General features: G+C 73.9%; 15 protein-coding genes. 11 read left to right on the forward strand and 4 right to left on the reverse strand.

Annotation, left to right across the window (positions count from 1 at the left end; translation table 11 throughout):
• Positions 1 to 16 precede the first annotated feature (16 nt).
• Both AOA12_RS09020 and AOA12_RS09025 read right to left on the reverse strand, forming a co-directional pair.
• The gene (locus tag AOA12_RS09020) at positions 17 to 988 is read right to left on the reverse strand and encodes an alpha/beta hydrolase family protein (protein WP_054682168.1); all 972 of its coding nucleotides are present in this window, start codon (positions 986 to 988) and stop codon (positions 17 to 19) included.
• Between the two features lie 14 nt (positions 989 to 1002).
• On the reverse strand, positions 1003 to 1971 hold the full coding sequence (locus AOA12_RS09025; protein WP_054682170.1) for an alpha/beta hydrolase family protein: 969 nt from the start codon (positions 1969 to 1971) through the stop codon (positions 1003 to 1005).
• A gap of 234 nt (positions 1972 to 2205) precedes the next feature.
• Here AOA12_RS09025 and AOA12_RS09030 point away from each other — a divergent pair, with 234 nt between their 5' ends.
• The 5 genes from AOA12_RS09030 to AOA12_RS09050 all read left to right on the forward strand — a co-directional run bounded on the left by AOA12_RS09030 (position 2206) and on the right by AOA12_RS09050 (position 9321).
• On the forward strand, positions 2206 to 3768 hold the full coding sequence (locus AOA12_RS09030) for an ABC transporter substrate-binding protein (protein WP_054682172.1): 1563 nt from the start codon (positions 2206 to 2208) through the stop codon (positions 3766 to 3768).
• A gap of 85 nt (positions 3769 to 3853) precedes the next feature.
• Positions 3854 to 4795: an ABC transporter permease gene (locus AOA12_RS09035; protein ID WP_054682174.1), complete on the forward strand. Its 942-nt coding sequence runs from the start codon at positions 3854 to 3856 to the stop codon at positions 4793 to 4795.
• Positions 4792 to 6606, forward strand: a complete 1815-nt coding sequence (locus AOA12_RS09040; RefSeq protein WP_054682176.1) for a dipeptide/oligopeptide/nickel ABC transporter permease/ATP-binding protein — start codon at positions 4792 to 4794, stop codon at positions 6604 to 6606. The genes AOA12_RS09035 and AOA12_RS09040 overlap by 4 nt, the downstream gene beginning before the upstream one ends.
• A complete protein-coding gene (locus tag AOA12_RS09045; RefSeq protein WP_054682178.1) occupies positions 6603 to 7454 on the forward strand; it encodes an ATP-binding cassette domain-containing protein in 852 nt (283 codons plus the stop codon). Before AOA12_RS09040 ends, AOA12_RS09045 begins: the two co-directional genes overlap by 4 nt.
• Positions 7455 to 7521: 67 nt before the next feature.
• Positions 7522 to 9321: a thioredoxin domain-containing protein gene (locus tag AOA12_RS09050; protein ID WP_054682181.1), complete on the forward strand. Its 1800-nt coding sequence runs from the start codon at positions 7522 to 7524 to the stop codon at positions 9319 to 9321.
• Positions 9322 to 9745: 424 nt separating this feature from the next.
• Here the strand turns inward: AOA12_RS09050 and AOA12_RS09055 are convergent, their stop codons facing one another.
• On the reverse strand, positions 9746 to 11506 hold the full coding sequence (locus tag AOA12_RS09055) for an ABC transporter ATP-binding protein (protein WP_231637217.1): 1761 nt from the start codon (positions 11504 to 11506) through the stop codon (positions 9746 to 9748).
• Positions 11503 to 13272, reverse strand: a complete 1770-nt coding sequence (locus tag AOA12_RS09060) for an ABC transporter transmembrane domain-containing protein (RefSeq protein ID WP_197281098.1) — start codon at positions 13270 to 13272, stop codon at positions 11503 to 11505. The genes AOA12_RS09055 and AOA12_RS09060 overlap by 4 nt, the downstream gene beginning before the upstream one ends.
• 110 nt (positions 13273 to 13382) lie before the next feature.
• On the opposite strand from AOA12_RS09060, the gene AOA12_RS09065 reads away from it, so the two are divergent.
• The 6 genes from AOA12_RS09065 to AOA12_RS09090 are packed head-to-tail and all read left to right on the forward strand — an operon-like array spanning position 13383 to position 22388.
• Entirely contained in the window at positions 13383 to 14195 is an 813-nt protein-coding gene (locus AOA12_RS09065) for an SDR family oxidoreductase (RefSeq protein WP_197281100.1), read from the forward strand.
• Complete coding sequence (locus tag AOA12_RS09070) at positions 14192 to 15274, forward strand: isochorismate synthase (RefSeq protein ID WP_054682187.1); 1083 nt, start codon at positions 14192 to 14194, stop codon at positions 15272 to 15274. Before AOA12_RS09065 ends, AOA12_RS09070 begins: the two co-directional genes overlap by 4 nt.
• Before the next feature lie 14 nt (positions 15275 to 15288).
• Complete coding sequence (locus AOA12_RS09075) at positions 15289 to 16935, forward strand: (2,3-dihydroxybenzoyl)adenylate synthase (RefSeq protein WP_197281101.1); 1647 nt, start codon at positions 15289 to 15291, stop codon at positions 16933 to 16935.
• Positions 16932 to 17843 carry an isochorismatase family protein gene (locus AOA12_RS09080; protein WP_197281103.1) on the forward strand — a complete coding sequence of 304 codons (912 nt, stop codon included), beginning with the start codon at positions 16932 to 16934 and terminating at the stop codon, positions 17841 to 17843. Before AOA12_RS09075 ends, AOA12_RS09080 begins: the two co-directional genes overlap by 4 nt.
• A gap of 1 nt (position 17844) precedes the next feature.
• Positions 17845 to 21753 carry a non-ribosomal peptide synthetase gene (locus AOA12_RS09085; protein ID WP_054682192.1) on the forward strand — a complete coding sequence of 1303 codons (3909 nt, stop codon included), beginning with the start codon at positions 17845 to 17847 and terminating at the stop codon, positions 21751 to 21753.
• Complete coding sequence (locus tag AOA12_RS09090) at positions 21750 to 22388, forward strand: 4'-phosphopantetheinyl transferase family protein (protein ID WP_054682194.1); 639 nt, start codon at positions 21750 to 21752, stop codon at positions 22386 to 22388. The genes AOA12_RS09085 and AOA12_RS09090 overlap by 4 nt, the downstream gene beginning before the upstream one ends.
• Positions 22389 to 22400: the final 12 nt, after the last annotated feature.

Below are 22400 nucleotides of genomic sequence, written 5' to 3' on the forward strand. Positions count from 1 at the left end.
GCCCTCCGCCGCACGTTCAGCGCTTCGTGCGATCCACCAGCCGCGGCTCAGCCGCCACCGCACGGCACAGCTCCAGGAACGAGAACCGCCACAGCTCCTCCGAGCGTCCGCGGGGCCCGCTGCCGATGCCGTGGCTCGCGCCGTCCACGCGTGCGGCATCCACGTACGGCGACCGCGTACGGAACGCGGCGGCCAACTCGGCGATCTGCTCGTCGCCGGTCTTCCACAGCGGGTCGAACTCGCCGAGGCGATAGCGCACCGGAACCGTCACCGCCGACGCCTCGCCGAGGGCGATGCGGGGCCAGCCTCCCGAGGAGATCTCGGTGGCCTCGACGCGGGGCGTCAGCTCGGCGACGGTCGTGCGGGGGATCTCGACGCGGCACCACGACGGGCCGAGGTCGAAGTTGTCGAGCAGCTGCAGCAGCAGGTCGTCGAAGAAGTCCACGACCCTCGTCGACTTCCACACGTCGATCGCCCGCTGCGACGGGTCGTGCCCGACATCGGTCACCGAGATGCCCAGCAGCGGCCACCGCTGCGCCTCGCCCGCGACGTCGCGCCGGCCCCAGCGCGCGGCCAGCATGATCGCGATCGCGCCGCCGGTCGACGCGCCGTGGACGATGATGCCGCGCGACGCGCCGCCGAAGCGCTCCCAGATCTCGGCGAGCGCGTCGTCGAAGCGCTCGGCCGTGATCGGGAAGTACCGGTCGTCGACGGTCGGGTCGATGCCCGGCCACTCGCTGCCGCCGTAGCCGGGCCGGTTCAGCGCGAATCCCGGCATCCCGAGGTCGGCATACTTGCCGAGCTCCGACGCGCCCGGCACCACCGCGCCCCACGCGATGCCGCCCCCGCCGTGGATGCTGATCACGAGCGGCGCGTCTCCCGTGTCGCCGAGGCGCAGTCGCACGCCGGTGGTGCGGCCGCCGTCGAGGGACAGCTCCTCGATCCGCTCGTCCGATGCCTTGATCGCGTCGATGATCGCCTGTTCCATGATGCGGCCGTCGCTCAGCGCTTGCTGTGGTCGATGAGGCGCGGCTCCTTGGCGGCCGCGCGACACAGCTCGAGGAACGCGACGAACTCGAGGATGCACGAGGCGCCCCGCGGCCCACCCGTGATGCCGTGGCTCGCACCGTCCACGCGCCCCCCGTCGACATAGGGCGACGACGTGCGCAGCGCGGCGTTGAACGCGGCGATGTGCTCGTCCTCCGTCAGCCACAGCGGGTCGAACTCGCCGACGCGATACAGCACCGGCACCGTGACCGACGCGGCCTGATCGAGCGCGCGACGCGCCCAGCCGCCGGTGATCTCGAGCATCTCGGCGCGCGGGATGACGAGTGCGCGGCCGCCCTCGCCCGGCGAGCCGAAGCGGCACCAGTCCGGCCCGAAGTCGAAGTACTGCTGCACGAGCGGGGCGACGCTGTCGACGACCTCCTTGACCTCCGTCGCATTCCAGCAGTCGAACGCCTCCTGCGTCTTCGCGTGCCCGACGTCGGTGGCGATGAGCCCGATCAGCGGCCAGCGGTTGCTGCCCGTCGCGGCCTGCTCGCCCCAGATCCTCGCGAGGTCGATGGCGACCGCGCCGCCGACCGACGCGCCGTAGACCACGATGCCCCGGGACTCGCCGCCGAAGCGCTCCCAGAGGTCGGCGAGGGCGTCGTCGATGACCTTCGCGGTCGGTTGGTAGAGCGCGTCGTCCTCCGTGGCGCCGACGCCGAGCCATTCGCTGCCGTGATACCCGGGCCGGTTCAGCGAGAACCCGGGGATGCCGTGGTCCGCGGCCGTGCCGAGCGCCGACCGGCCGGGTGTGAGGCACTCGAACGCCCCGCCTCCGCCGCCGTGCAGGTAGACGACGAGCGGCGCGTCACCGGCATCCTCCACGCGCACGCGGAACCCGGTGACGCGTCCGTCCAGCAGCGAGAGGTCCTCGATCCTGCTGTCGGCCTGCTTGATCATGGCGACGATTTCTTCGCTCACGCGATCCTCCTCGATCTGTTGCGGTGCCGGGCCGAGCCCCGCGGGCGAACCCCGGGACGACGGGCGATGCCGCGACCGTCGTTGGCGGGCATGCTCCGGCGTCGACGGGCCTTCCCGAAGCCCTCGTGGGAGCAACTGGGATACCCGTTTATGAAAATCTATCAAGTGGCAGTTGGATTTTGGGCCGCCGCGTCCTAAGGTGACAAAACCGAGCGTGATTTCGAAGGAGAAATTGTGAAGCTTCCCCGTTCCCTGGCGGCCGTCGTGGCCGTCTCGGCCCTGTTGTTCGCCGGCTGCGCCGGCGGTGGTGACGGCGGAGGCGGTGATGGCGGCAGCGGCAGCACCGGCGGCGACGGCGCGTCATCGAACGCCGTGACGGTGCTGTCGATCGCACAGCACGCCGGACCTCCCTCCCTCGACCCGGAGCAGGCGCTCGCGGGCGAGCAGCATTTCGTCTTCCAGACCACGTACGACTCGCTCATCCTGCTGACGCCGGACGGCCAGTTCGAGCCCATGCTGGCGACGTCGTGGGAGTTCAGCGACGACCTGAAGACGCTCTCCATGGAGCTCCGCGACGACGTGTCGTTCACCGACGGCGCGAAGTTCGACGCGGAGGCCGTCAAGGCGAACATCCTGCACTACCGCGATGGCACCGGCGCGACCGCGGGCAACCTGCGCCTCGTGCAGGACGTCGTCGTCACCGGCGAGTACTCGGTCGACATCGTCCTCTCCGACGTCGAGCCCTACCTGCTGATGTACCTGGCGAACGGGTCGGGCTTCATGGGCAGCCCCGAGAAGCTGGGCACCGAGGAGATCAAGACGAACCCCGTCGGAACGGGCCCCTACATCTACGACGCGACGGCCAGCAGCGTGGGGGAGAACCTCTGGTTCACGAAGAACCCCGACTACTGGAACCCTGACCTGCAGCACTTCGAGAAGGTCAACCTGCAGATCATCGGCGACCAGACGGCACGCGTCAACGCGCTGGTCAGCGGCCAGATCGACGCGGTCAACGTCGACCTCAGCTCCGCCGACCAGGTCGAGGGCGCGGGCATGATCTACGTGGGCACCGAGAACGCCGGCTACGGCCTGCACCTGACCGACCGCAACGGCACCAAGTCGGCCGCGATCGCCGACGTGCGCGTCCGGCAGGCGCTCAACTACGCGTTCGACCGCGAGAAGATCGCCGCGTCGCTCTTCAACGGCCGCGCCGCCATGAACACCCAGCTGTACGCGCCCGGCGTCGACGGCTACCTGGAGGAGCTCGAGGAGCTGTATCCCTACGACCCCGCGAAGGGCAAGGAGCTCGTGAGCGAGGCCGGCTTCGAGGGCGCCGAGGTGGGCGTCACGTGGCTCACGTACACCGACCCCGCCGTGAAGGCGGTCATCCAGGAGGCGTTCACCTCGATCGGCCTCGTCCCGGTGGTCAACGAGCTGGTCGCCAGCGACGCGTTCGGCCTCATCCGCCCCGACATGCCGACCGTGCTCTGGTCGGCGGGCAACCGCCCCGACCCGTGGAACGGCGCCATGTCGGCCGCGCCCACCCAGCCGTTCAACACCTTCAAGATCGAGGACCCCGAGGCGAACCGCATCATCGCGGACATGCGCGCGAACTTCCTCGACGAGGAGAAGCTGAAGGCCGGGGCCGAGGAGCTGAACCGCTTCGTGATGGAGCAGGCCTGGATCGTGCCGATCTATGCGCAGCCCTACGGCTACTACCACTCGCCGCGGCTCGAGGTCGACGCGCAGTACGCCGCGTCCATCCCGTTCCTGTACAACTTCCGGCCGGCGAGCTGACCGGAAGCCGTCCGACGGCATCAGAGCGCCGGAGAGGGTGCGGCGGTTCGCATGAGCCGCCGCACCCGCCGGCCCGAGGAGAGACATGATCGGCTATCTGCTGCGCCGCATCGGCATGAGCGTGCTCCTGCTGTTCGTGGTCACCCTGCTCACCTATGTGATGGTGTTCTCCGGGGGACGCAACATCGCGGCCCGCCTCGCGGGGCTCGAGGCGACCGACGAGATGATCGAGGCGAGGCTGGTCCAGCTCGGCCTGGACCAGCCCGTCCTGCAGTCCTACTTCCAATGGGCGATCGGGGCCCTGCAGGGCGACCTCGGCACGTCGTGGTTCACCTCCGAGCCCGTGACCTCGGCGATCCTCAGCCGCCTTCCCGTCACGCTGTCGCTCGTCATCGTCACCATCGTCCTCTCGGCGATCCTGGCGGTCGCGCTCGGCATGGCCGCCGCCGTGCGGCGCGGCTGGGCCGACCGCGTGGTGCAGGTGCTCGCGATCGTCGGCTATGCCGTCCCGGGGTTCATCATCGCGATGCTCCTCGTGACGCTGTTCGCGATCAACTGGCGCATCTTCCCCGCCACGGGCTACGTGCCGATCGAGCAGGGCCTCGGGGGATGGGCGTGGTCGCTCGTCCTCCCCGTCACGGCCCTCGTCGTCGGCACCGTGGCCGCGACCGCGCAGCAGGTGCGCGGCGCGCTCATCGACGTGCTCCGCCGCGACTACGTGCGCACCCTGCGCAGCCGCGGCATCGGCGAGCGGGAGATCCTCTGGAAGCACGTCCTCCGATCGGCGGCCCCGCCCGGACTCACGATCCTCTCCCTGCAGATCATCGGCCTGCTCAGCGGCTCGGTGATCGTGGAGCAGATCTTCAACATCTCCGGCATGGGCTACCTCGCCGTGCAGTCGACGGCCCGTGGCGACATCCCGATCATCCAGGGCGTCGTCACGGTCACGATCCTGATCGTCGTCATCGTCAACTTCGCCATCGACCTCGCCGTCGCGTGGCTCAACCCGAAGGCGCGACTGTCATGACCCAGCCCGCACTCAACACGACGTCCGTGAAGTCGCTCGTGGCCGGCCGCCGGCCGCAGCGCAACACCTTCCTGCGGGTGATCCGGGAGCCGCTCGGCGCGATCTCCGTCTTCATCCTGGCGCTCACGCTCATCGTCGGACTGCTCGCGCCGTGGATCATGCCCCACGACGTGAGCACCATCGACCTCGGCAACATCTTCAAGCCGCCCGGGCCCGAGTTCTGGTTCGGCACCGACAGCGCGGGGCGCGACATCTTCTCGCAGCTCGTCAGCAGCACGCTGCTCACCCTCGCCGCGGCCATGGTCGCGGTCGGCGTGGGCCTCGTGATCGGCGTGCCCGCCGGTCTCGTCGCCGGCTTCTACGGCCGCTGGTTCGACTCGATCTCGTCGTGGTTCACCGAGATGCTCATGGCCCTGCCCGGCATCATCATCCTGCTCGCGGCGCGCGCCGCCTTCGGGCCGAACCTGTGGCTCGCGATGGTCGTGTTCGGCGTCCTGCTCAGCCCCGGCTTCTTCCGTCTCGTGCGCACCGCCGTGATCACCGTGCGCGGAGAGCTGTACGTGGATGCCGCCCGCGTGTCGGGCCTCTCCGACGGGCGCATCATCGCGCGGCACGTGCTCACGGTCGTGCGCGCGCCGATCATCATCCAGGCGTCGCTCGTCGCCGGCATCGCCATCAACGTGCAGGCGGGCCTGGAGTTCCTCGGCGTCGGCGACCCCTCCAACCCGACGTGGGGCGTCATGCTCAACGAGGCGTTCCGCAACATCTACGTCAACCCGATCGGCCTGCTGTGGCCGGCGGCCGCGATCTCGATCGTGACGGCGGCGTTCGCGCTGTTCGGCAACGCCCTGCGCGATGCGCTGGAAGAGGGCGAGAAGACCAAGAAGGCGAAGAGGAAGACGCAGCCGCGCAAGACCCCGGGGCGGCGGGCCGCGGCATCCACCGGCGCCGTCGAGACGAGCCCGCACCTGCTCTCGGTCTCAGATCTCTCCATCGAGTACCCGCGGCCCGACGGCACGGCGAGCCGCGTCGTCGACGGATTCTCCTTCCACGTCGACCGCGGCGAGGTGCTCGGCATCGTCGGCGAATCGGGTTCGGGCAAGTCGCAGACGGCGTTCGCGATCCTCGGGCTGCTGCCCTCCGAGGCGGTCGTCGCCGAGGGCCACATCGTCTTCGACGGCATCGAGCTCGTGAGCTCCGCGAACGGGGCGATCTCCGCGTCGCGGATGGACCCCCTGCGCGGCGTGCGCATCGCGTACATCCCGCAGGAGCCGATGTCGAACCTCGACCCCGCCTACACGGTCGGCTACCAGCTGACCCGTCCGCTCGTGAAGCGCATGGGCATGTCGCGCGCCGACGCGAAGAAGCGTGCGCTCGAGCTGCTCGCGACGGTGGGGATCGCCGACCCGGAGCGCACGTTCCGCTCCTATCCGCACGAGATCTCGGGCGGCATGGCGCAGCGCGTGCTGATCGCGGGGGCGGTGTCGTGCGAGCCGGACCTGCTGATCGCGGACGAGCCGACGACGGCGCTGGACGTGACCGTGCAGGCGGAGGTGCTCGACCTGCTCCGCGACCTGCAGAAGCGCTTCGACATGGGCATCGTCATGGTGACGCACAACTTCGGCGTCGTCGCCGACCTGTGCGACCGCGTCGTCGTGCTGCGCCATTCGAAGTTCATCGAGTCGGGCGAGGTGACGCAGATCCTGCGCCACCCGCAGGACCCGTACACGAGGATGCTGCTGGACTCGACGCTGGAGGGCAAGGAGCCGCGCACGATGCTCCTCACGACCGACAAGGAGGGCGCGGAATGAGCGCGCAGAACGACGACCTGCTCGTCATCGACGACCTCGCGGTCAACTACCGCAAGCGCGGGCTGAAGCGCGAGATCTTCCAGGCCGTGCGCGGCGCCTCGCTGCGCATCGGCAAGGGGGAGACGCTCGGACTCGTCGGCGAGTCGGGATCGGGCAAGACCACGATCGGCCGGGCCGTGCTCGGGCTCGCCCCCGTGAGCGAGGGACGGATCCTCCTGGAGGGCCGCGACATCTCCCACCTCAGCCGCCGCGCCCGACGAGGGCTCAGCAACGACGTGCAGGTCGTCTTCCAGGACCCGTACTCGTCGCTGAACCCGTCGATGACGGTCGGCGACATCCTCGCCGAGCCGCTCAGCGCACAGGGCGTCTCGCGCCGCGACGCGCGCACGCGGATCGACGAGCTGCTCGACCAGGTGGGGCTGCCCGCGGGCGCCCTCGACCGGCTGCCGCGGGAGTTCTCCGGCGGCCAGCGGCAGCGCGTCGCGATCGCGCGGGCGCTGTCGCTCAGCCCGAAGCTGATCGTGTGCGACGAGCCGGTGAGCGCCCTCGACCTCACGACGCAGGCGCGCATCCTCGACCTGCTGCTGTCGATCCAGAACGAGACGAAGGTGTCGTACCTGTTCATCTCCCACGACCTCGACGTCGTCCGCCACCTGAGCCATCGCGTCGCGGTGATCTACCGCGGCGACATCGTCGAGCAGGGCGACGCGCTGCAGGTGACGGATCATCCGCAGCATCCGTACACGAAGAAGCTGCTGTTCGCGTCGCCGCTGCTCGACCCCGAGAAGCAGGCCGAACGCCGGGCCGAGAGACGCCGGATGCTCGCCGCGGAGGCCGCCGCGTCATAGCCGACCGGGCCATGCCTCCACGGTACGCGCATCCCCGCATCGGCGACGGGGCGCGTACCGTGGAGGCATGGCCCGCCGGCTCGAGAACGCGCTCAGCCCCTACCTCCGCGCCCACGCGGACAACCCCGTCGACTGGTTCCCGTGGGGGCCGGAGGCGTTCGCCGAGGCGCAGCGCCGCGACGTGCCGCTGCTGATCTCGATCGGGTACTCGACCTGCCATTGGTGCCACGTGATGGCCCGGGAGTCGTTCTCGGACCCGGCGATCGCGGCGCGCATCGACGAGGGCTTCGTCGCGGTCAAGGTCGACCGCGAGGAGCATCCCGACGTCGACGCCGCCTACATGGCCGCGGCCTCCCTATTCACCCGCGGCCTCGGCTGGCCGCTCACGGTGTTCGCGACGCCGGACGGGCGGGCGTTCTTCGCCGGCACCTACTGGCCGCCCGTCGCCCGGCCGTCGCAGGCGGGCTTCGTCGACGTGCTCGCGGCCGTGCGCGAGGCGTGGACGCGGCGCCGCGACCGGCTCGAGTCCGCGGCTGCGACCGTCGCCGAGGCGCTCGCCTCGATCCCGGCGGACGCTCCCGGGACGCCCCCGGATGCCGCGGCGCTGGCGGCGGCGGCCGACGCGATCGCGGCGGGCGAAGACCTCGTCCACGGCGGGTTCGGCTCCGAGCCGAAGTTCCCCGTCGCGACCGTGCTGCGCTTCCTGCAGACGCCGCTCGTGCGGCGCGAGGCCCCGGGTGCCGCGGCCTCCGCCTCGCGTGCGCTCGCGGCGATGGCGGGATCGGAGCTGTGCGACCTCGACGGCGGCTTCTTCCGCTACGCGACCCGCCGCGACTGGAGCGTGCCGCACTACGAGCGGATGCTGACCGACAACGCCCAGCTGCTCGACGTCGCCCTCGACGCGGGATCCCCGGAGATCGCCCGGGGCATCGCCGGCTTCCTCCTCGACACCCTGCGGCTCGAGGGCGGGGCGTTCGGTGCCGCGCAGGACTCCGAGTCGACGATCGACGGGGCCCGCAGCGAGGGCGGCTACTACCGGCATCCGCTCGCCGACCGCCCCGCGCTCGTGCGGCCCGCGGTCGACGAGAAGGCGATCACCGGCTGGAACGGACTCGCCATCGGGGCGCTCGCCCGCGCGGGCGCCGTGCTCGGCGAGCGGGAATGGGTGGACGCGGCGGCGACCGCGGCATCCACGATCCTGCGGGTGAACCGGGATGCCGCAGGGCGGCTCGTGCGTGCCTCGGTGGCGGGCGTCGCGTCGGACGCCGTCGCCACCGCGGCCGATCACGGACTGCTGGCCGAGGGGCTGTTCGGGCTCGCGCTCGCGACCGGCGCCGCCTCGTGGGCGGTGCGGGCGCGCGACGTCCTCGACGACGCGCTCGAGGGCAGGCTCGCCGCCGACCCGGTGCTCGCCGCGCACGGGCTCGCCGTGGCGGGCGGCGAGGGCGACGGCGATCTGCCGTCGGGGCCGTCGTCGCTCGCGCTCGCGGCGCTCACCGCCTGGCGGCTCGGCGCGGGGGAGCGGTACCGCGAGGCCGCGGTCGCGATCGTCGCCCGCGACGCCGAGCGGGCGCGGAGGGAGCCGTTCGCGCACGCCGCATACCTCCGGGCCGCGGCGGGACTCGTCGAGCCCCCGCGGCAGATCGTCGTCGTCGACGGTGCGGCGCCGCTCCGCGAGGCGGCGCTCCGCGCCGACGCGGACCTCGTGGCGTGCGTCACGGCGGACCAGGCGAGCGCGCTCGCGGATGCCGGCTTCGCGCTGTTCGAGGGGAAGGCGGACACGCCCGGTCTCGCCCACGACTGCCGCGGCTTCGCGTGCCGCCTGCCCGCTTCGGACCCGGACGCCGTCCCGGTGTCTCGGGCGTGAAGCGGTCCCCTCCCGCTGGTTGGGGAGCCCGCGCAGCGGGCGTATCGAAACCGGTCTAACGGTCCGCTACACGGATCTCGATACGCCCGCGGCTCCGCCGCGGGCACTCGATCAGCGGGGTGGGTGGGGTGGGGTTTCGGGGGTGCTCGGTGGGTGCGGTGGGGCGCGGGCGCGGCTCGCCCCGACCCCGCTCGCTCGCCCCAACCCCGCTGGTTGAGTAGCCCGCGGAGCGGGCGTATCGAAACCGGTCTAACGGTCCGTTACACGGATCTCGATACGCCCGCGGCTCCGCCGCGGGCACTCGATCAGCGGGGTGGGTGGGGCGGGGTGGGGTTTCGGGGGTGTGGTTCGCCCCACACCCCGCTGGTTGAGTGGCCCGCGGAGCGGGCGTATCGAAACCCGTTTGATGGTCCGCGACGCGGAACTACCCGGATGCCGGTGGGCCGACCGTCGGGGGCGGGGTGTCCCAGGCGCGCCAGAGGCGGGCGTACTCGCCGTCGGCGGAGACGAGCTCGTCGTGCGTGCCGGTCTCGGTGACGCGCCCGTGCGCCATGACGACGATGCGGTCGCAGGCGGCGGCCTGCGACAGGCGGTGCGCGATCACGAGGCCCGTGCGGCCGGCGAGCGCGGCATCCGCGGCGTCGTCGAGCGCCTGCGCGTGCGCCGACCCGGCCTCGGCGGTCGCCTCGTCGAGGATGACCAGGTCGGGGTCGGCCAGCGCGATGCGGGCGAGCGCCAGCTGCTGCGCCTGCGCCGCCGTGAGCCGGTGCCCCGCCGACCCCACCGGCGCGTCGAGCCCCTCGGGCAGCAGGTCGAGCAGGTCGTGCGCGCCCGCCGCCGCCAGCGCGGCCACGACCTCGTCGTCGCTCGCCCCGGGCGCCGCGAGCGTGAGGTTGTCGCGCAGGGTGCCGGCGAACACGTGGCTCTCCTGCGTGACGAGCACGGTGTCGCCGGGCCGCTGCACCGATCCGCTGACGGGCGCGTGGATGCCGGCGAGCAGCGCCGCGACCGTCGACTTCCCCGCGCCCGAGGTGCCGACGACGGCGACCCGCTCGCCCTCGTCGATGAGCAGCGTCACGTCGTGCAGCACCGGCTGGCCGGGCTCGTAGCCGAAGCCGACCCCGTGCATGCGCACCCGCCCGCCGGCCGGCGACCCGTCCGCTCGCTCGGCCGCGTCGGGCGCGATGCCGATCACGCCGACGATGCGCGCGAGCGACGCGGTCGCCGACTGCAGCACATCGGCGACCATCATCAGCTGGCGGATCGGACCGCCCAGGCGCAGGAAGAACAGCACCGCGGTCGTCGCGGCGCCGAGCGTGCCGACCCCGGCGTCCACCAGCCAGAACCCGGTGCCGATGACGATCGCCAGCGCGACGCCGAACGCGAGGTCGAGGCGGCCGAAGAACATCGTCAGCACGGTCCGGGCGCGCAGCGACCAGCGCGCGACGTCCCACGACGCGTCGGCGATGCGGTGGGCGTGCCGGTCGGTGAGCCGGTACGCCTGCACCGTGTCGATGCCGCGCAGCGCCGAGAGCAGATGGTGCGCCCGCGTGCCGACCGACGCCCGCTCGGCGGCGTACATCTGGGGAGCCGTGCGCAGGTACCAGCGCAGCGCGAGCGCGTAGAGCGGCAGCGCGACGACCACGGCGATGCCGTAGCGCCAGTCGAGCACCGTCATCCCCGCCACCGTCAGCGCGATCGTGAACACCGTCGCCGAGAGCGTCGGCAGCACCTGTGACAGCGCCTCCGACACCTGGCCGACGTCGTCGCTCGCGCGCGACACCAGGTCGCCCGTGCCCGACCGCTCGACGCGCTGCTGCGGCAGATCGAGCGCCGTGCCGACCAGCCGCTCCCGCAGGTCGGCGAGCACGCGCTCCATGACCCGCGATGCGACGATCACGCCCGCCGCCGACAGGGCGGCAGAGGCGACCGAGGCGCCCGCGATCGCCGCGCCGTACGTCCACACCGGCACCTCGGCGCGCGCGGAGATGTCGTCGACGATGCGTCCCAGCACCGCGGGGGTGACCAGGCTCAGCGCGGCTCCGCCGGCGGACGCCAGCATCGACAGCACCAGCGTCCACCGGTGTCCGCGCAGCGCCCTCCAGATCGTGCGCGCCGTGTCGCGCCCGTTCGCGATGGGCAGGCGTTCCGGCATCCGCTCGGCGCCCGTCTCGATCCCGCTCACGCCCGCACCGCCTCGTCGGCGACGACGCGGTCGCAGACCGACAGCAGCGCCCCCGAGCCGGTGATCAGCAGCGTCGAGCGCCCGGCGCGCATGGCGCGCAGGCGCTCGGCGATCGCCGCCTCGGTCACCGAGTCGACGGCCGTCGTGGGGTCGTGCAGCACCAGCACCGGCGGATCCGCCGCATACGCCCGCGCGAGGGCGATGCGCTGCCGCTGCCCGCCCGACAGCCGCGTGCCGCCCTCGCCGACGTGGCTGCGGATGCCGTCGGGCAGCACGTCGAGGATGTCGTCGCACGCCGCGGCGTGCAGCGCCTCGAGCACGCGGCCGTCGTCGTATCCGGGGCTGACCAGGTTGTCGGCGATGCTGCCGTCGAACAGGTCGGCGGAGTGCGGGGCGACCAGCACCCGCGTGCGGTAGTCCTCGACGGGCAGTCCGTCGCCCGGCACGTCGTCGAGCCGGATGCCGCGCCCGAGCGCGAGCGCGTCGACGAGCCGCCGTGCGCGCACGCCGTCGAGTCGCATGCCGACGCACTCGCCCGGACGGACGACGATGCCGGACGCGCCGCCGAGCGCCGGGTCGTCGAGCGCGATCCGCGGGGGCGCCGTCGCGGGCGCGGGCAGCGCCCTCGGCGGCACGGCGACGCTGCCGGGCGGCACGGCGTACGGGGTGCGCAGCAGGTCGAGCACGCGCCGTGCCGAGGCGATCGCGACCGCCCACACCGCGCCGACACCCGCCGGCAGGGCGGTGAGCGGGGTGATCAGGAACTGCATCAGGCCGACGGCGGCGATCAGCTCTCCCACGCTGATGCGGCCGGCGAGCGCCAGCGCCGCCGCCGCGATGGTCAGCCCGGCGATGAACAGGCCGGTCACGATGTTCATGGACCCTACGTAGAGGCCGCGCGTCGTGCGGGCCGCCAGTGCGCTCTGCAGCGCGGTGCGGCTGGCCACCCGATACCGCGCGGCCGCCTCGGCCTCGGCGCGCACGCCCTTGATGATGCGGTACCCGGCGACGAGATCGGACCCCTGGCCGGTCGCCGCCGCGACGAGGACCTGCTGCTGCGCGCTGCGGCGCTGCAGCGGGCGCCCGGCGATCGTCATGACCCACAGCAGCACCGGGGCGGCGACGAGCACGGCGACGCCGAGCGCGACGTCGATCACCAGCAGGCCCACCCCGCAGGCCACGACGGCGGCGAGGTCGCCGACGGGATAGAGGCTGAGCTGCCGGCTCGCGGCCAGGCGCAGCACGTCGCTCGTCGCGATCGACAGCATGGCGCCGTCGAGCCGGCGATCGGCCATGCCTGCGGGGTGCAGCAGGCGGTCGGTGACCTGCGTGCGCAGCCGGTGCTGCACGGTCTGCATGCCGAAGAAGCCCATCCGCGAGCCGAACCGGAAGCCCATCGACATGACGGCGATGTCGGCCAGCAGCACCGCCAGCCACCAGACGAGGGCGCCCGGATCGCCCGTCGCGATGCTCCGGTCGATCGCGAGGCCCGCGATCACCGGCAGCATGGCGGCGGCGACCTGGCCGACGATCAGCAGCAGCGTCGCGGGAACCGTGTACGACCAGGCGGCGGCGATCACCCGCCACGTGAACCGCGTCGGCGTGGTGCCCTCGTCGTACGCGATGGGCGCCGACGTCAGCGGCTCGCGCGGAGCCTGGAACCACAGCGGCCAGCGCACGCCGAACCAGCGGGGCCGCAGGGCGGCATCCGCCGTGCTCTCGGCATCCGTGACGGGGGAGACGGGGACCATCCGGGGCGCGTTCATCGCTCCCAAGGATAGGCATGCCTTAGCGCGGACCATGCTTTCCGGGCGCGGTGTCAGGAGGTGAAACAGGGCGTCGACGGCATAGGTTAGCCTGGGCTAATATTCAACCGATGAATGTGCAATCGATGCGGGCCGGCCTCGGCGTCCCGGCGACGTCCCCGGTGCCGCCGGCCGCGTTCGCCGTGAGCGGCGCCGCGTCGGGCATCGGGCGCGCGATCGCCCTGCGGCTGGCCGCGGCCGGCGCGTCGCTCGCCCTGCTCGACCGCGATGCTGATCGGCTGCACTCGGTCGCCGCCGAGACCGCGCGAGCCGGTGCGGCGGCGACGCTCGTCCTCGCGGCCGACGTCGCCGACGACGACGCGGTGGCCGCGGCGTTCGCGCGGGCGGAGGCCCGGGGCCCCCTCGACGGCCTCGTCTCGGCGGCCGGCGTGCTCGAGCCCGGCAGGCTCGACGACACGACCCCCGGCGCCTGGCAGCGCCACCTCGACGTCAACGCCACCGGTCCCTTCCACCTGCTGCGGCACGGCGCCCCGCGCGTGCGCGACGGCGGCTCCGTCGTCGTCGTGAGCTCGAACGCCGCGCGCGTGCCGCGCACGGGCATGCTCGCCTACGCCGCCTCGAAGGCCGCCGCGTCGGCTCTCACGCGATGCGCGGGCCTGGAGCTCGCCGAACGCGGCATCCGCTGCAACGTCGTAGAGCCCGGCTCGACCGACACGCCCATGCAGCGCACGCTCTGGCCCGATGCCGAGGCGGGAGCGCGCGCGGCGATCGGCGGCGACCCCGCGGCGTTCCGCGTCGGCATCCCGCTCGGGCGCATCGCCGACCCGGGCGACGTGGCGGAGCTCGTGTGCTTTCTGCTGTCGGATGCCGCCCGGCACATCACGCTGCAGCAGATCTTCGTAGATGGAGGTGCGTCGCTATGACGGGGCAGAAGAGAGTGCTGTTCGCGGGGGACACGACGGTCGACGGCGCCGTCGTGCGCACGCTGCGCGGGGCGGGATCGTCGTGGGCGGACGAGGTGATCGGCGGGCTGGCGCCGGGGGAGCGCGCCGTCGCCGCCCTCTCGTTCGAGCCCGACGGCCCCGGTGTCGCGCACGTCGTCTCGGGCGGCACGGACGATCGCGGGCGCGAGGCGCCCTCCGGCGACGACCCGGAGCGGTCGCATCGCATCGAGGCGCGCCCCACGCCCGAGGAGTACGCCGCGAACGTGCGGTTCGCGCTCGAGCGCATCCGCGCCGGTGCGGTGCAGAAGGTCGTGCTGGGCCGCGGGCTCGACGTCTTCAGCACGCCCCCGCTCGAGCCGGCCGCCGTGCTGGGCGGACTGCTGCGTCGTCGTCCCGGGCGCTACGTGTTCGGCGTGCCGCTGGACGACGGGCCGGAGTCGCCGCAGCTCATCGGCGCGAGCCCCGAGCTGCTCGTGCGGCGCACCGGCCGCGACCTCGTGAGCTTCCCGCTCGCGGGCTCGGTGCCGCGCTCGGACGACCCGGTGCGCGACCTGGAGCGCGCGGCGCTGCTCGCCGAGTCGGCGAAGGACCTCGCCGAGCACGCGTTCGTCGTCGACGAGATCGTCGCCATGCTCCGCCCGCACTGCGTGCGCATCGAGGCCGACGCCGCGCCGCGCGTGATCTCGACCGACACGCTGCACCACCTCGGCACGCAGATCCGCGCCGAGCTCGCCGATCCCTCGAGCCGCGCGCTGAGCGCGCTGCACGTCGCGCAGCTGCTGCAGCCGACACCCGCGGTCGGCGGCGTGCCGCGTCGCGCGGCCCTCGACGTGATCGCGCGCCTGGAGAGCGACCGGGGCCCGCTGACCGGCGCGGTCGGCTGGGTCGACGCCGACGGCGACGGCGAGTTCGCCGTGACCATCCGGGCCGGCGTGCTCGAGGGCGACCGGCTGCGGCTGTACGCCGGGGCGGGCATCGTCGCCGGCTCCGACCCCGACGCCGAGGTGCGCGAGACGGGCGCCAAGCTCGCCACGATGCTGGGCGCGGTCGGACTGTGAGCGGCGGCGGAGCGGTGAGGAGCGCGATCGCCGACGTGCGCGGCTGGCCCCAGGAGTTCCGGGAGCGCTACCGCGCGCGCGGCCACTGGACCGACGAGACGTTCGCCTCGTTCGTCGAAGACCGCACGGCGCGGTTCGCCCCCCGCGTCGCCGTGGTCGGCGTCGACGCCTACGGCACCGAGCAGAGCTGGACCTACGCCGAGCTGGGCTCCCGCGCCCGGGCGGCGGCGTGCCGCTTCGCGGGGCTCGGCGTCGCGCCGGGCGACCGCGTCGTGGTCGCGCTGCCCAACGTCGTCGAGTACCTTGAGGCGCTGCTCGGGCTGTTCCGCCTCGGCGCCGTGCCCGTGTTCGCGCTGCCGTCGCACCGCGAGGTCGAGCTCACGCAGTTCTGCGCCCTCGCCGACGCGGCCGCCCTCGTCGTCTCGGCGGGCGCCGACCGCGTCGACCATGCGGCGCTGTACGCCGACGTGTCGGATCGGCTGCGCGCGGAGGGCGTGCGCCCCCCGCAGCTCGTCGACGTGAACCTGTGGCGGCAGAACCCGTGGACGGCCGCGCCGTCGACCGTGCCGCTGCCGACCGCGCACGCCGAGCAGATCGCGTTCCTGCAGCTGTCGGGCGGCACGACGGGCGTGTCGAAGCTGATCCCGCGCACGCACGCCGACTACCTCTACTCCGTGCGCGCGAGCGCCGAGATCTGCGGGCTCGACGAGAGCACGCGCATGCTCGTCGCGCTGCCTGCGGCGCACAACTTCCCCATGAGCTCGCCGGGCATCCTCGGCGTGCTGCACACCGGAGGCACGGTCGTGCTGGCATCCGATCCGAGCCCGCGCACCGCGTTCCGCCTCATCGAGCGGCACCGCGTGACGACGGCGGCGCTCGTGCCGCCGCTCGCGCAGGCGTGGATCGCGGCGGCACGGCGCCGGGCGCCCCGGCTGGAGAGCCTGACGACGCTGCAGGTCGGCGGCGCACGACTCGCCGACACCGTCGCCGCCGAGATCGGCGAGGTGCTCGGCGCGCGCCTGCAGCAGGTGTTCGGCATGGCCGAGGGGCTCGTGAACTACACGCGCGCCGACGATCCCGACGAGCTCGTCGTCTCGACGCAGGGACGGCCGATCAGCCCCGACGACGAGATCCGCGTCGTCGACGAGAACGACGTCGACGTCGCCCCGGGCGAGGAGGGCAGCCTGCTCACCCGCGGTCCGTACACGATCCGCGGCTACTACCGCTCGCCCCGCGCCGACGCCGACTCGTTCACCGACGACGGCTTCTACCGCACGGGCGACCGCGTGCGCCGGCTGCCGTCGGGCCACCTCGTCGTGACGGGCCGCGACAGCGACCAGGTGAACCGCGGCGGCGAGAAGGTCTCCGTCGACGAGCTGGAGAACGTCGTGCTCACGCATCCGGACGTGCGCGACGCGGTCGTCGTCGGCGTGCCCGACGCCTACCTGGGCGAGCGCGTCGTGCTCGTCGCGCAGACCGAGCGAGCCGCCGACCGCCCCGATCTCGCGGGCTTCCTGCGCGACGCGGGGCTCGCCGCCTACAAGATCCCCGACAGCGTGGTGTTCCTCGACGAGCTGCCCGTCACGCACGTCGGAAAGAACAGCCGCCGAGAGCTGCGCCGCCTGCTCTCCCAGAACCTTCGGAAGGACGTGCCGGCATGAGCCTCCCCACCGCCGTCGACTACGCCGCCCCCGTGACCGAGCTGCCCGCGAGCCGGGCGGCGTGGAGCCTGGACGCCGCGCGCGCGGCCGTGCTCGTGCACGACCTGCAGCGCTACTTCGTGCGCCCCTACGCCGAGACGTGCGCGGCGCTGCGCACGGCGATCGCCGCGACGGCCGAGATCCTCGCCGCCGCGCGCGAGCGGGGCGTGCCCGTGTTCTACACGGCGCAGCACGGCGACCAGGACCAGGCGGAGCGCGGCCTGCAGCGCGACCTGTGGGGCCCCGGCATGCGCGCGATCCCCGAGCACACCGACATCGTCGCCGAGGTCGCGCCCGCACCCGGCGACACCGTGCTGCAGAAGCACCGCTACAGCGCCTTCGCGCGCAGCGACCTCGCCGAGCGGCTCGCCGCCGCCTCCCGCGACCAGCTCGTGATCGCGGGCGTCTACGCGCACATCGGCATCGCGGCGACGGCGATGGAGGCGTTCCAGCGCGAGATCCAGCCCTTCGTCGTCGCCGACGGCGTCGCCGACCTGGGCGAGGAGCAGCACCGGCTCGCGCTCGCCCAGATCGCGGGATGCTGCGGCGTCGTGCTGCGCGCCGGCGACGTCGTCGCGACGCTGCGCGATCGCGGTGCCGGCGAGGGCGACGCCGATCCGGGTGCCGGCGAGGGCGTCGACGCCCTCCTGCACGAGAGCCTGCGCACGCTCGTCGACCCCGAGCAGGTCTCCCAGGCGTTCGCCCAGCCGGATGCCGACCTCTTCGCGCTCGGTCTCGACTCGCTGCGCGCGTTCGAGCTGCTCGACGCCCTCGCCGACGACGGCATCGACATCGAGTTCGGCGACTTCGTGCGCACGCCCACCGTGAGCTGGCTGCGCGCGCAGGCCGCCGTGGCTGTGCGCTGCTGAGATGCCGCACGACGCCGACCACGACTGGCTTCCGCTCACCGCCGCGCAGCAGGGACTGTTCTTCGCGCACCAGCTCGACCCGCGGAGCACCGCCTACACGACGGCCGAGGTCGTCGACCTGCACGGCGACGTCGACGCCGACCGGCTCGCCGCGGCGGTCGCCGCCGCGTATCGGGAGTTCCCGCAGCTGCGCACCGAGTTCCGGCTCACGGCGCAGGGACCCGAGCAGCGCGTGCGTCCGCCCGCGCCCGTGCCGTTCGACGTCGTCGGCGCGGGCAGCGACGAGGATGCCGATCGCGCGATCCGCGCCGCCCTGGAACGGCCGTTCGACCTGCCGGCGGGCGAGACCACGAGGACCGGGCTCGTCCGGCTGCCCGGCCGTCGTGCGCAGTGGTGGCACGCCGCGCACCACGTCGTATGCGACGGCTACGGCGCCCAGCAGCTGCTGCGCCGCATCGCCGAGCTGTACGCGGGCGCCGAGGAGCGGCCGCCCGTGCCGCTCGCGGCGCTCGTCGCGGAGGACCACCGGGCGCCGGCGTCGGAGGCGTTCTGGGACGAGCGGCTCGCGGCGATGACCGGATCGGCCTCGCTCGCGGGCCGCGTGCAGACGCCGGCGCCCCGCGCGATCCGCCGCGCGCTCGCGCTCGACGACGAGCTGCAGGCGGCGATCGCCGGCGGCGCACGCCGGCTCGGCACGACCTGGGCCGACCTGCTCGTCGCCGCGGCCGGGAGCTACGTCGCCCGGTTCACCGGAGGCGCATCGGCGCGCATCGGCCTGCCGCTCATGAACCGCGCCCTCCCCGGCGTCGGCGCGCTCGTCGCCGCGCAGACCGTGTGCACCGCGATGAACGTGCTGCCCGCGACGATCCCGGCATCCGGCACCGTCGCCGACGCCCTCGACGCGACCCGCGCCGAGCAGCGCGCGCTGCGCGCGCACCCGTTCGAGCGGCAGGAACGGCTCGCCCGGCGCCTCGCGCGACGATCGGGGACCGACCTGTTCGGCCTGCAGGTCAACCTCATCCCGTTCGGCCTCGAGCTGACGTTCGGCGACACGTCCGGGACGGTGCGCAACGTCACCGCGGGTCCCGTCGAGGATCTCACGCTCACGGTGCGCGGCACCCCCGGCCGCGGGCGCGACGTGCGCCTCGAGCTCGACGCGCACCCGGCGCTGTACGACGACGATGACCTCGACCTGCACCTCGAGCGGCTGCGGCACTGGATCGGCGTGTGGGCCGCCGCCGACGCCGAGACGCCGGTCGACGATCTCGAGCTGCTGCCGGACGACGAGCGGCGACGCCTCGTCCCGGCCGGCGGGTTCAACGACACGGCCGTCGCACGCGAGCCGCGCACCCTCGGACAGCGGTTCGCCGCCCAGGCCGCGCGCACGCCGTCGGCCGTCGCCCTGCGCCACGCCGGCGAGAGCCGCGCCTACTGCGACCTCGACGCGGCCGCGCGCCGCATCGCGACGCTGCTCGTGCGCGGTGGCGTGCGGCCGGGCGACGCGGTGGGCGTGCGGCTCGAGCGGGGATTCGGGCTCTACGAGGCGATCCACGCGCTCGCGCTGATCGGCGCGGTCTACCTGCCGATCGACGTCGAGCTGCCCGCCGCGCGCATCGCCGACATGCTCGAGGACGCGCGGTCGGTCCTGGTGATCGACGATGAGACGCTCGCCGACGCGCGGCGGGAGCAGCCGTGGCAGGGCGACGTCTTCGACGACGTCGACGCGCCCGCGTACCTGCTCTTCACCTCGGGCTCGACGGGACGGCCGAAGGGCGTGCTCGTGTCGCACCGCGCGATCGACAACCGCCTCGCGTGGATGCAGCACCATCTCGCGCTCGCGCCCGATGAGCGCGTGCTGCACAAGACGCCGATCTCGTTCGACGTGTCCGTGTGGGAGCTGTTCTGGCCGCTGCAGCAGGGCGCCGCGGTCGTGATCGCGCCGCCCGGCGCGCACCGCGATCCCCGCGAGATCGCCCGCCTCCTCGTCGACGAGCGCGTCGGCGTCGTGCACTTCGTGCCGTCGATGCTGCGCGCCTTCCTCGACGATCGCGTCAGCCGCGGCGTCCTCGCGACGGCGGACGCCGCCCGTCCGCGGGCCGTCGTCACGAGCGGCGAGGCGCTCACCGCCGAGCTCGTCGCGGGCTCCCGGGAGGTGTTCGGCGTCTTCCCCGTCAACCTCTACGGCCCCACCGAGGCGGCCGTCGACATCACCGCGTGGGACTGCGGGCCCGACGATGCCGCGCCCGGCACGGCCGTGCCGATCGGACGGCCGGTGTGGAACTCCTCGTGCCTCGTGCTCGACGCCCGCCTGAGGCCCGTGCCGATCGGCGCCACCGGGGAGCTCTGGCTCGGCGGCGTGCAGCTCGCGATCGGCTACGTCGGCCGGGCGGACCTGACGGCGCAGCGCTTCGTGGAGACCCCGTGGGGCCGCCTCTACCGCACGGGCGACCTCGCCGCCTGGCGCCCCGACGGCGCCCTCCGCTACGGCGGGCGCATCGACGACCAGGTGAAGATCCGCGGCCAGCGCGTCGAGCTGGGCGAGATCGAGGCCGTGCTGCTGGGCGCGGCCGATGCCGCCGGCGTGCGAGGGGTCGCGGTCGGCGCCGAGGGCGGGCGCCTGGTCGCCTGGTTCGCGGCGGACGGCGAGACGGACGGCGACGGGGCCCGCGGCCTCGTCGCGGGGCTGCGCGCCGCCGCCGAGGCCCGCCTGCCGGCCGGGTTCGTGCCGGCGGAGTGGATCCGCGTGCCGCAGATCCCGCTGTCGCCGAGCGGGAAGACCGACCGGCGTCGCCTGCGCGAGCAGTGGCCGGCCGGCACGTCCGTGCCCGCGGACGGCACGGGTCCGCGGGATCTGCTCGAGCAGCGCCTCTGCGCCGCGTTCGCGGACGTGCTCGGGATGCCGTCGGCGCCCGCCGACGCCGACTTCTTCGCGCTCGGCGGCGACTCGCTGTCGGTGCTGCGGCTCATCGGCCGCATCGAGGACGAGTGCGCGCTCGAGCCGCGGCTCTCGGACGTCTTCGCGCACCCCACGCCCGCCGCCCTCGCCGCGGCCCTCGCGGGGCGCGGGACGGACGACGGCGCCGCGACCTCCGACTTCGACGAGCTGCTGACGCTGCGCCGCGGCGAGCCCGGCGGCGCCCCGCTCTTCCTGCTGCCGCCCGCGGGCGGCCTCGGCTGGTGCTACACGAGCCTGCTGCCGTCGCTGCCCCGCGACCTCCCCGTGCACGTGGTCCAGGCGCCGGGGCTGGGCGAGGGCGCGCCGCAGCCGGCGGCCTCGCTCGGCGCGCTCGCGCGCCGCCAGCTCGCGGCGATCCGGGCGGTCGTCCCGGACGGCCCCTTCCACGTCGCGGGCTGGTCGCTGGGCGGCATGGCGGCGCACGCGGTGGCCGCCCTGGCGCGGAGCGAGGGCCAGCCGGTCGGAGCGGTCGTGCTGCTCGACGCCTATCCCGCCGAGCAGTGGCAGCACCTGTCGGAGCCGACCGAGGCAGACGCGCTGCTCGGCGTGCTGCGGCTCGCGGGCCTCGACGAGACCGATCCCCGCCGCGCCGCCCGGCTCGACCGCGCCGAGGTCGCCCGGCGCCTGCGCGGCTCGGGGAGCGCGCTGGCCGCCCTGCCCGAACGGCTGCTGAACGGGTGCATCGCGAGCGTGATCGAGGCCGCGCGCATCGTGCGCACGGCGCCGCCGGGCGTCCTGCCCGGCGACCTGACCCTCATCGAGGCCGCCGCCCCGCGCAGCGAGACCCATCTCGATCCCGAGGGATGGCACGGCCACGTCGCGGGCGAGGTGCGGATCGTGCGCTTGCCCGTCACGCACGCCGAGCTCGTGCGCCGGCCGGCCGCCGCCGAGGTCGCCGCGGTGATAGCGTCGGAGGTCCAGCGCCAGGGGCACCGCGAAAGGACTCTCGTGTGACCGTCGTCCGGTTCGTGGAGGCCTCGGGGCACGGGCTCGCCGGGGAGCGAGAGCGCGGGTTCACGCGGACGCGCGGCACGGCCTCCCTGACCGACGTCGAGACGGCGCGCCGCGATCGCCTCGTGCACGCCGAGGATCGCGCCGCCTACGAGGCGGCGCATCTGCTGGCGCGCGACGTCGCCGGCGAACTGCTCGGCCGCGATCCCGGGGCGCTCGTGCTGGCGCAGCGATGCGAGGGATGCGGGAGCGACGAGCACGGCGTGCCGCGGATCGTCGGCGCGCCCGACGACGTGCACGTGAGCCTGAGCCACGCGCGGGGCGTGGTCGCCGCCATCGCCGCGCGGCGGCCGTGCGGCGTCGACGTGGAGCGGATGCCGGGCGCCGTGCCGGCGGGGGCGCTGACGCCCGCCGAGCGCGCGTGGCTGGAGGGCGAGGCGCAGCCCGCGCGGGCCGCCCTGGCGCTGTGGACGCGCAAGGAGTGCCTCGTCAAGGCGGGGCTCGCGACGCTCGACCGCGTGCACGCGGTCGACGCGCGACGGGCGCCCGACGGCGTGCGGTTCGGGGAGTGGCAGGGGCGATCGGCCCTGGGCTCCTGGTGCGTCGTGGACGAATCGGGAGGAATGTCCGGCTTCTGACCTAGGGTCGAT

Origin of the sequence: Microbacterium sp. No. 7 (genome assembly GCF_001314225.1) — a bacterium.
Classification (GTDB): Bacteria; Actinomycetota; Actinomycetes; order Actinomycetales; family Microbacteriaceae; genus Microbacterium.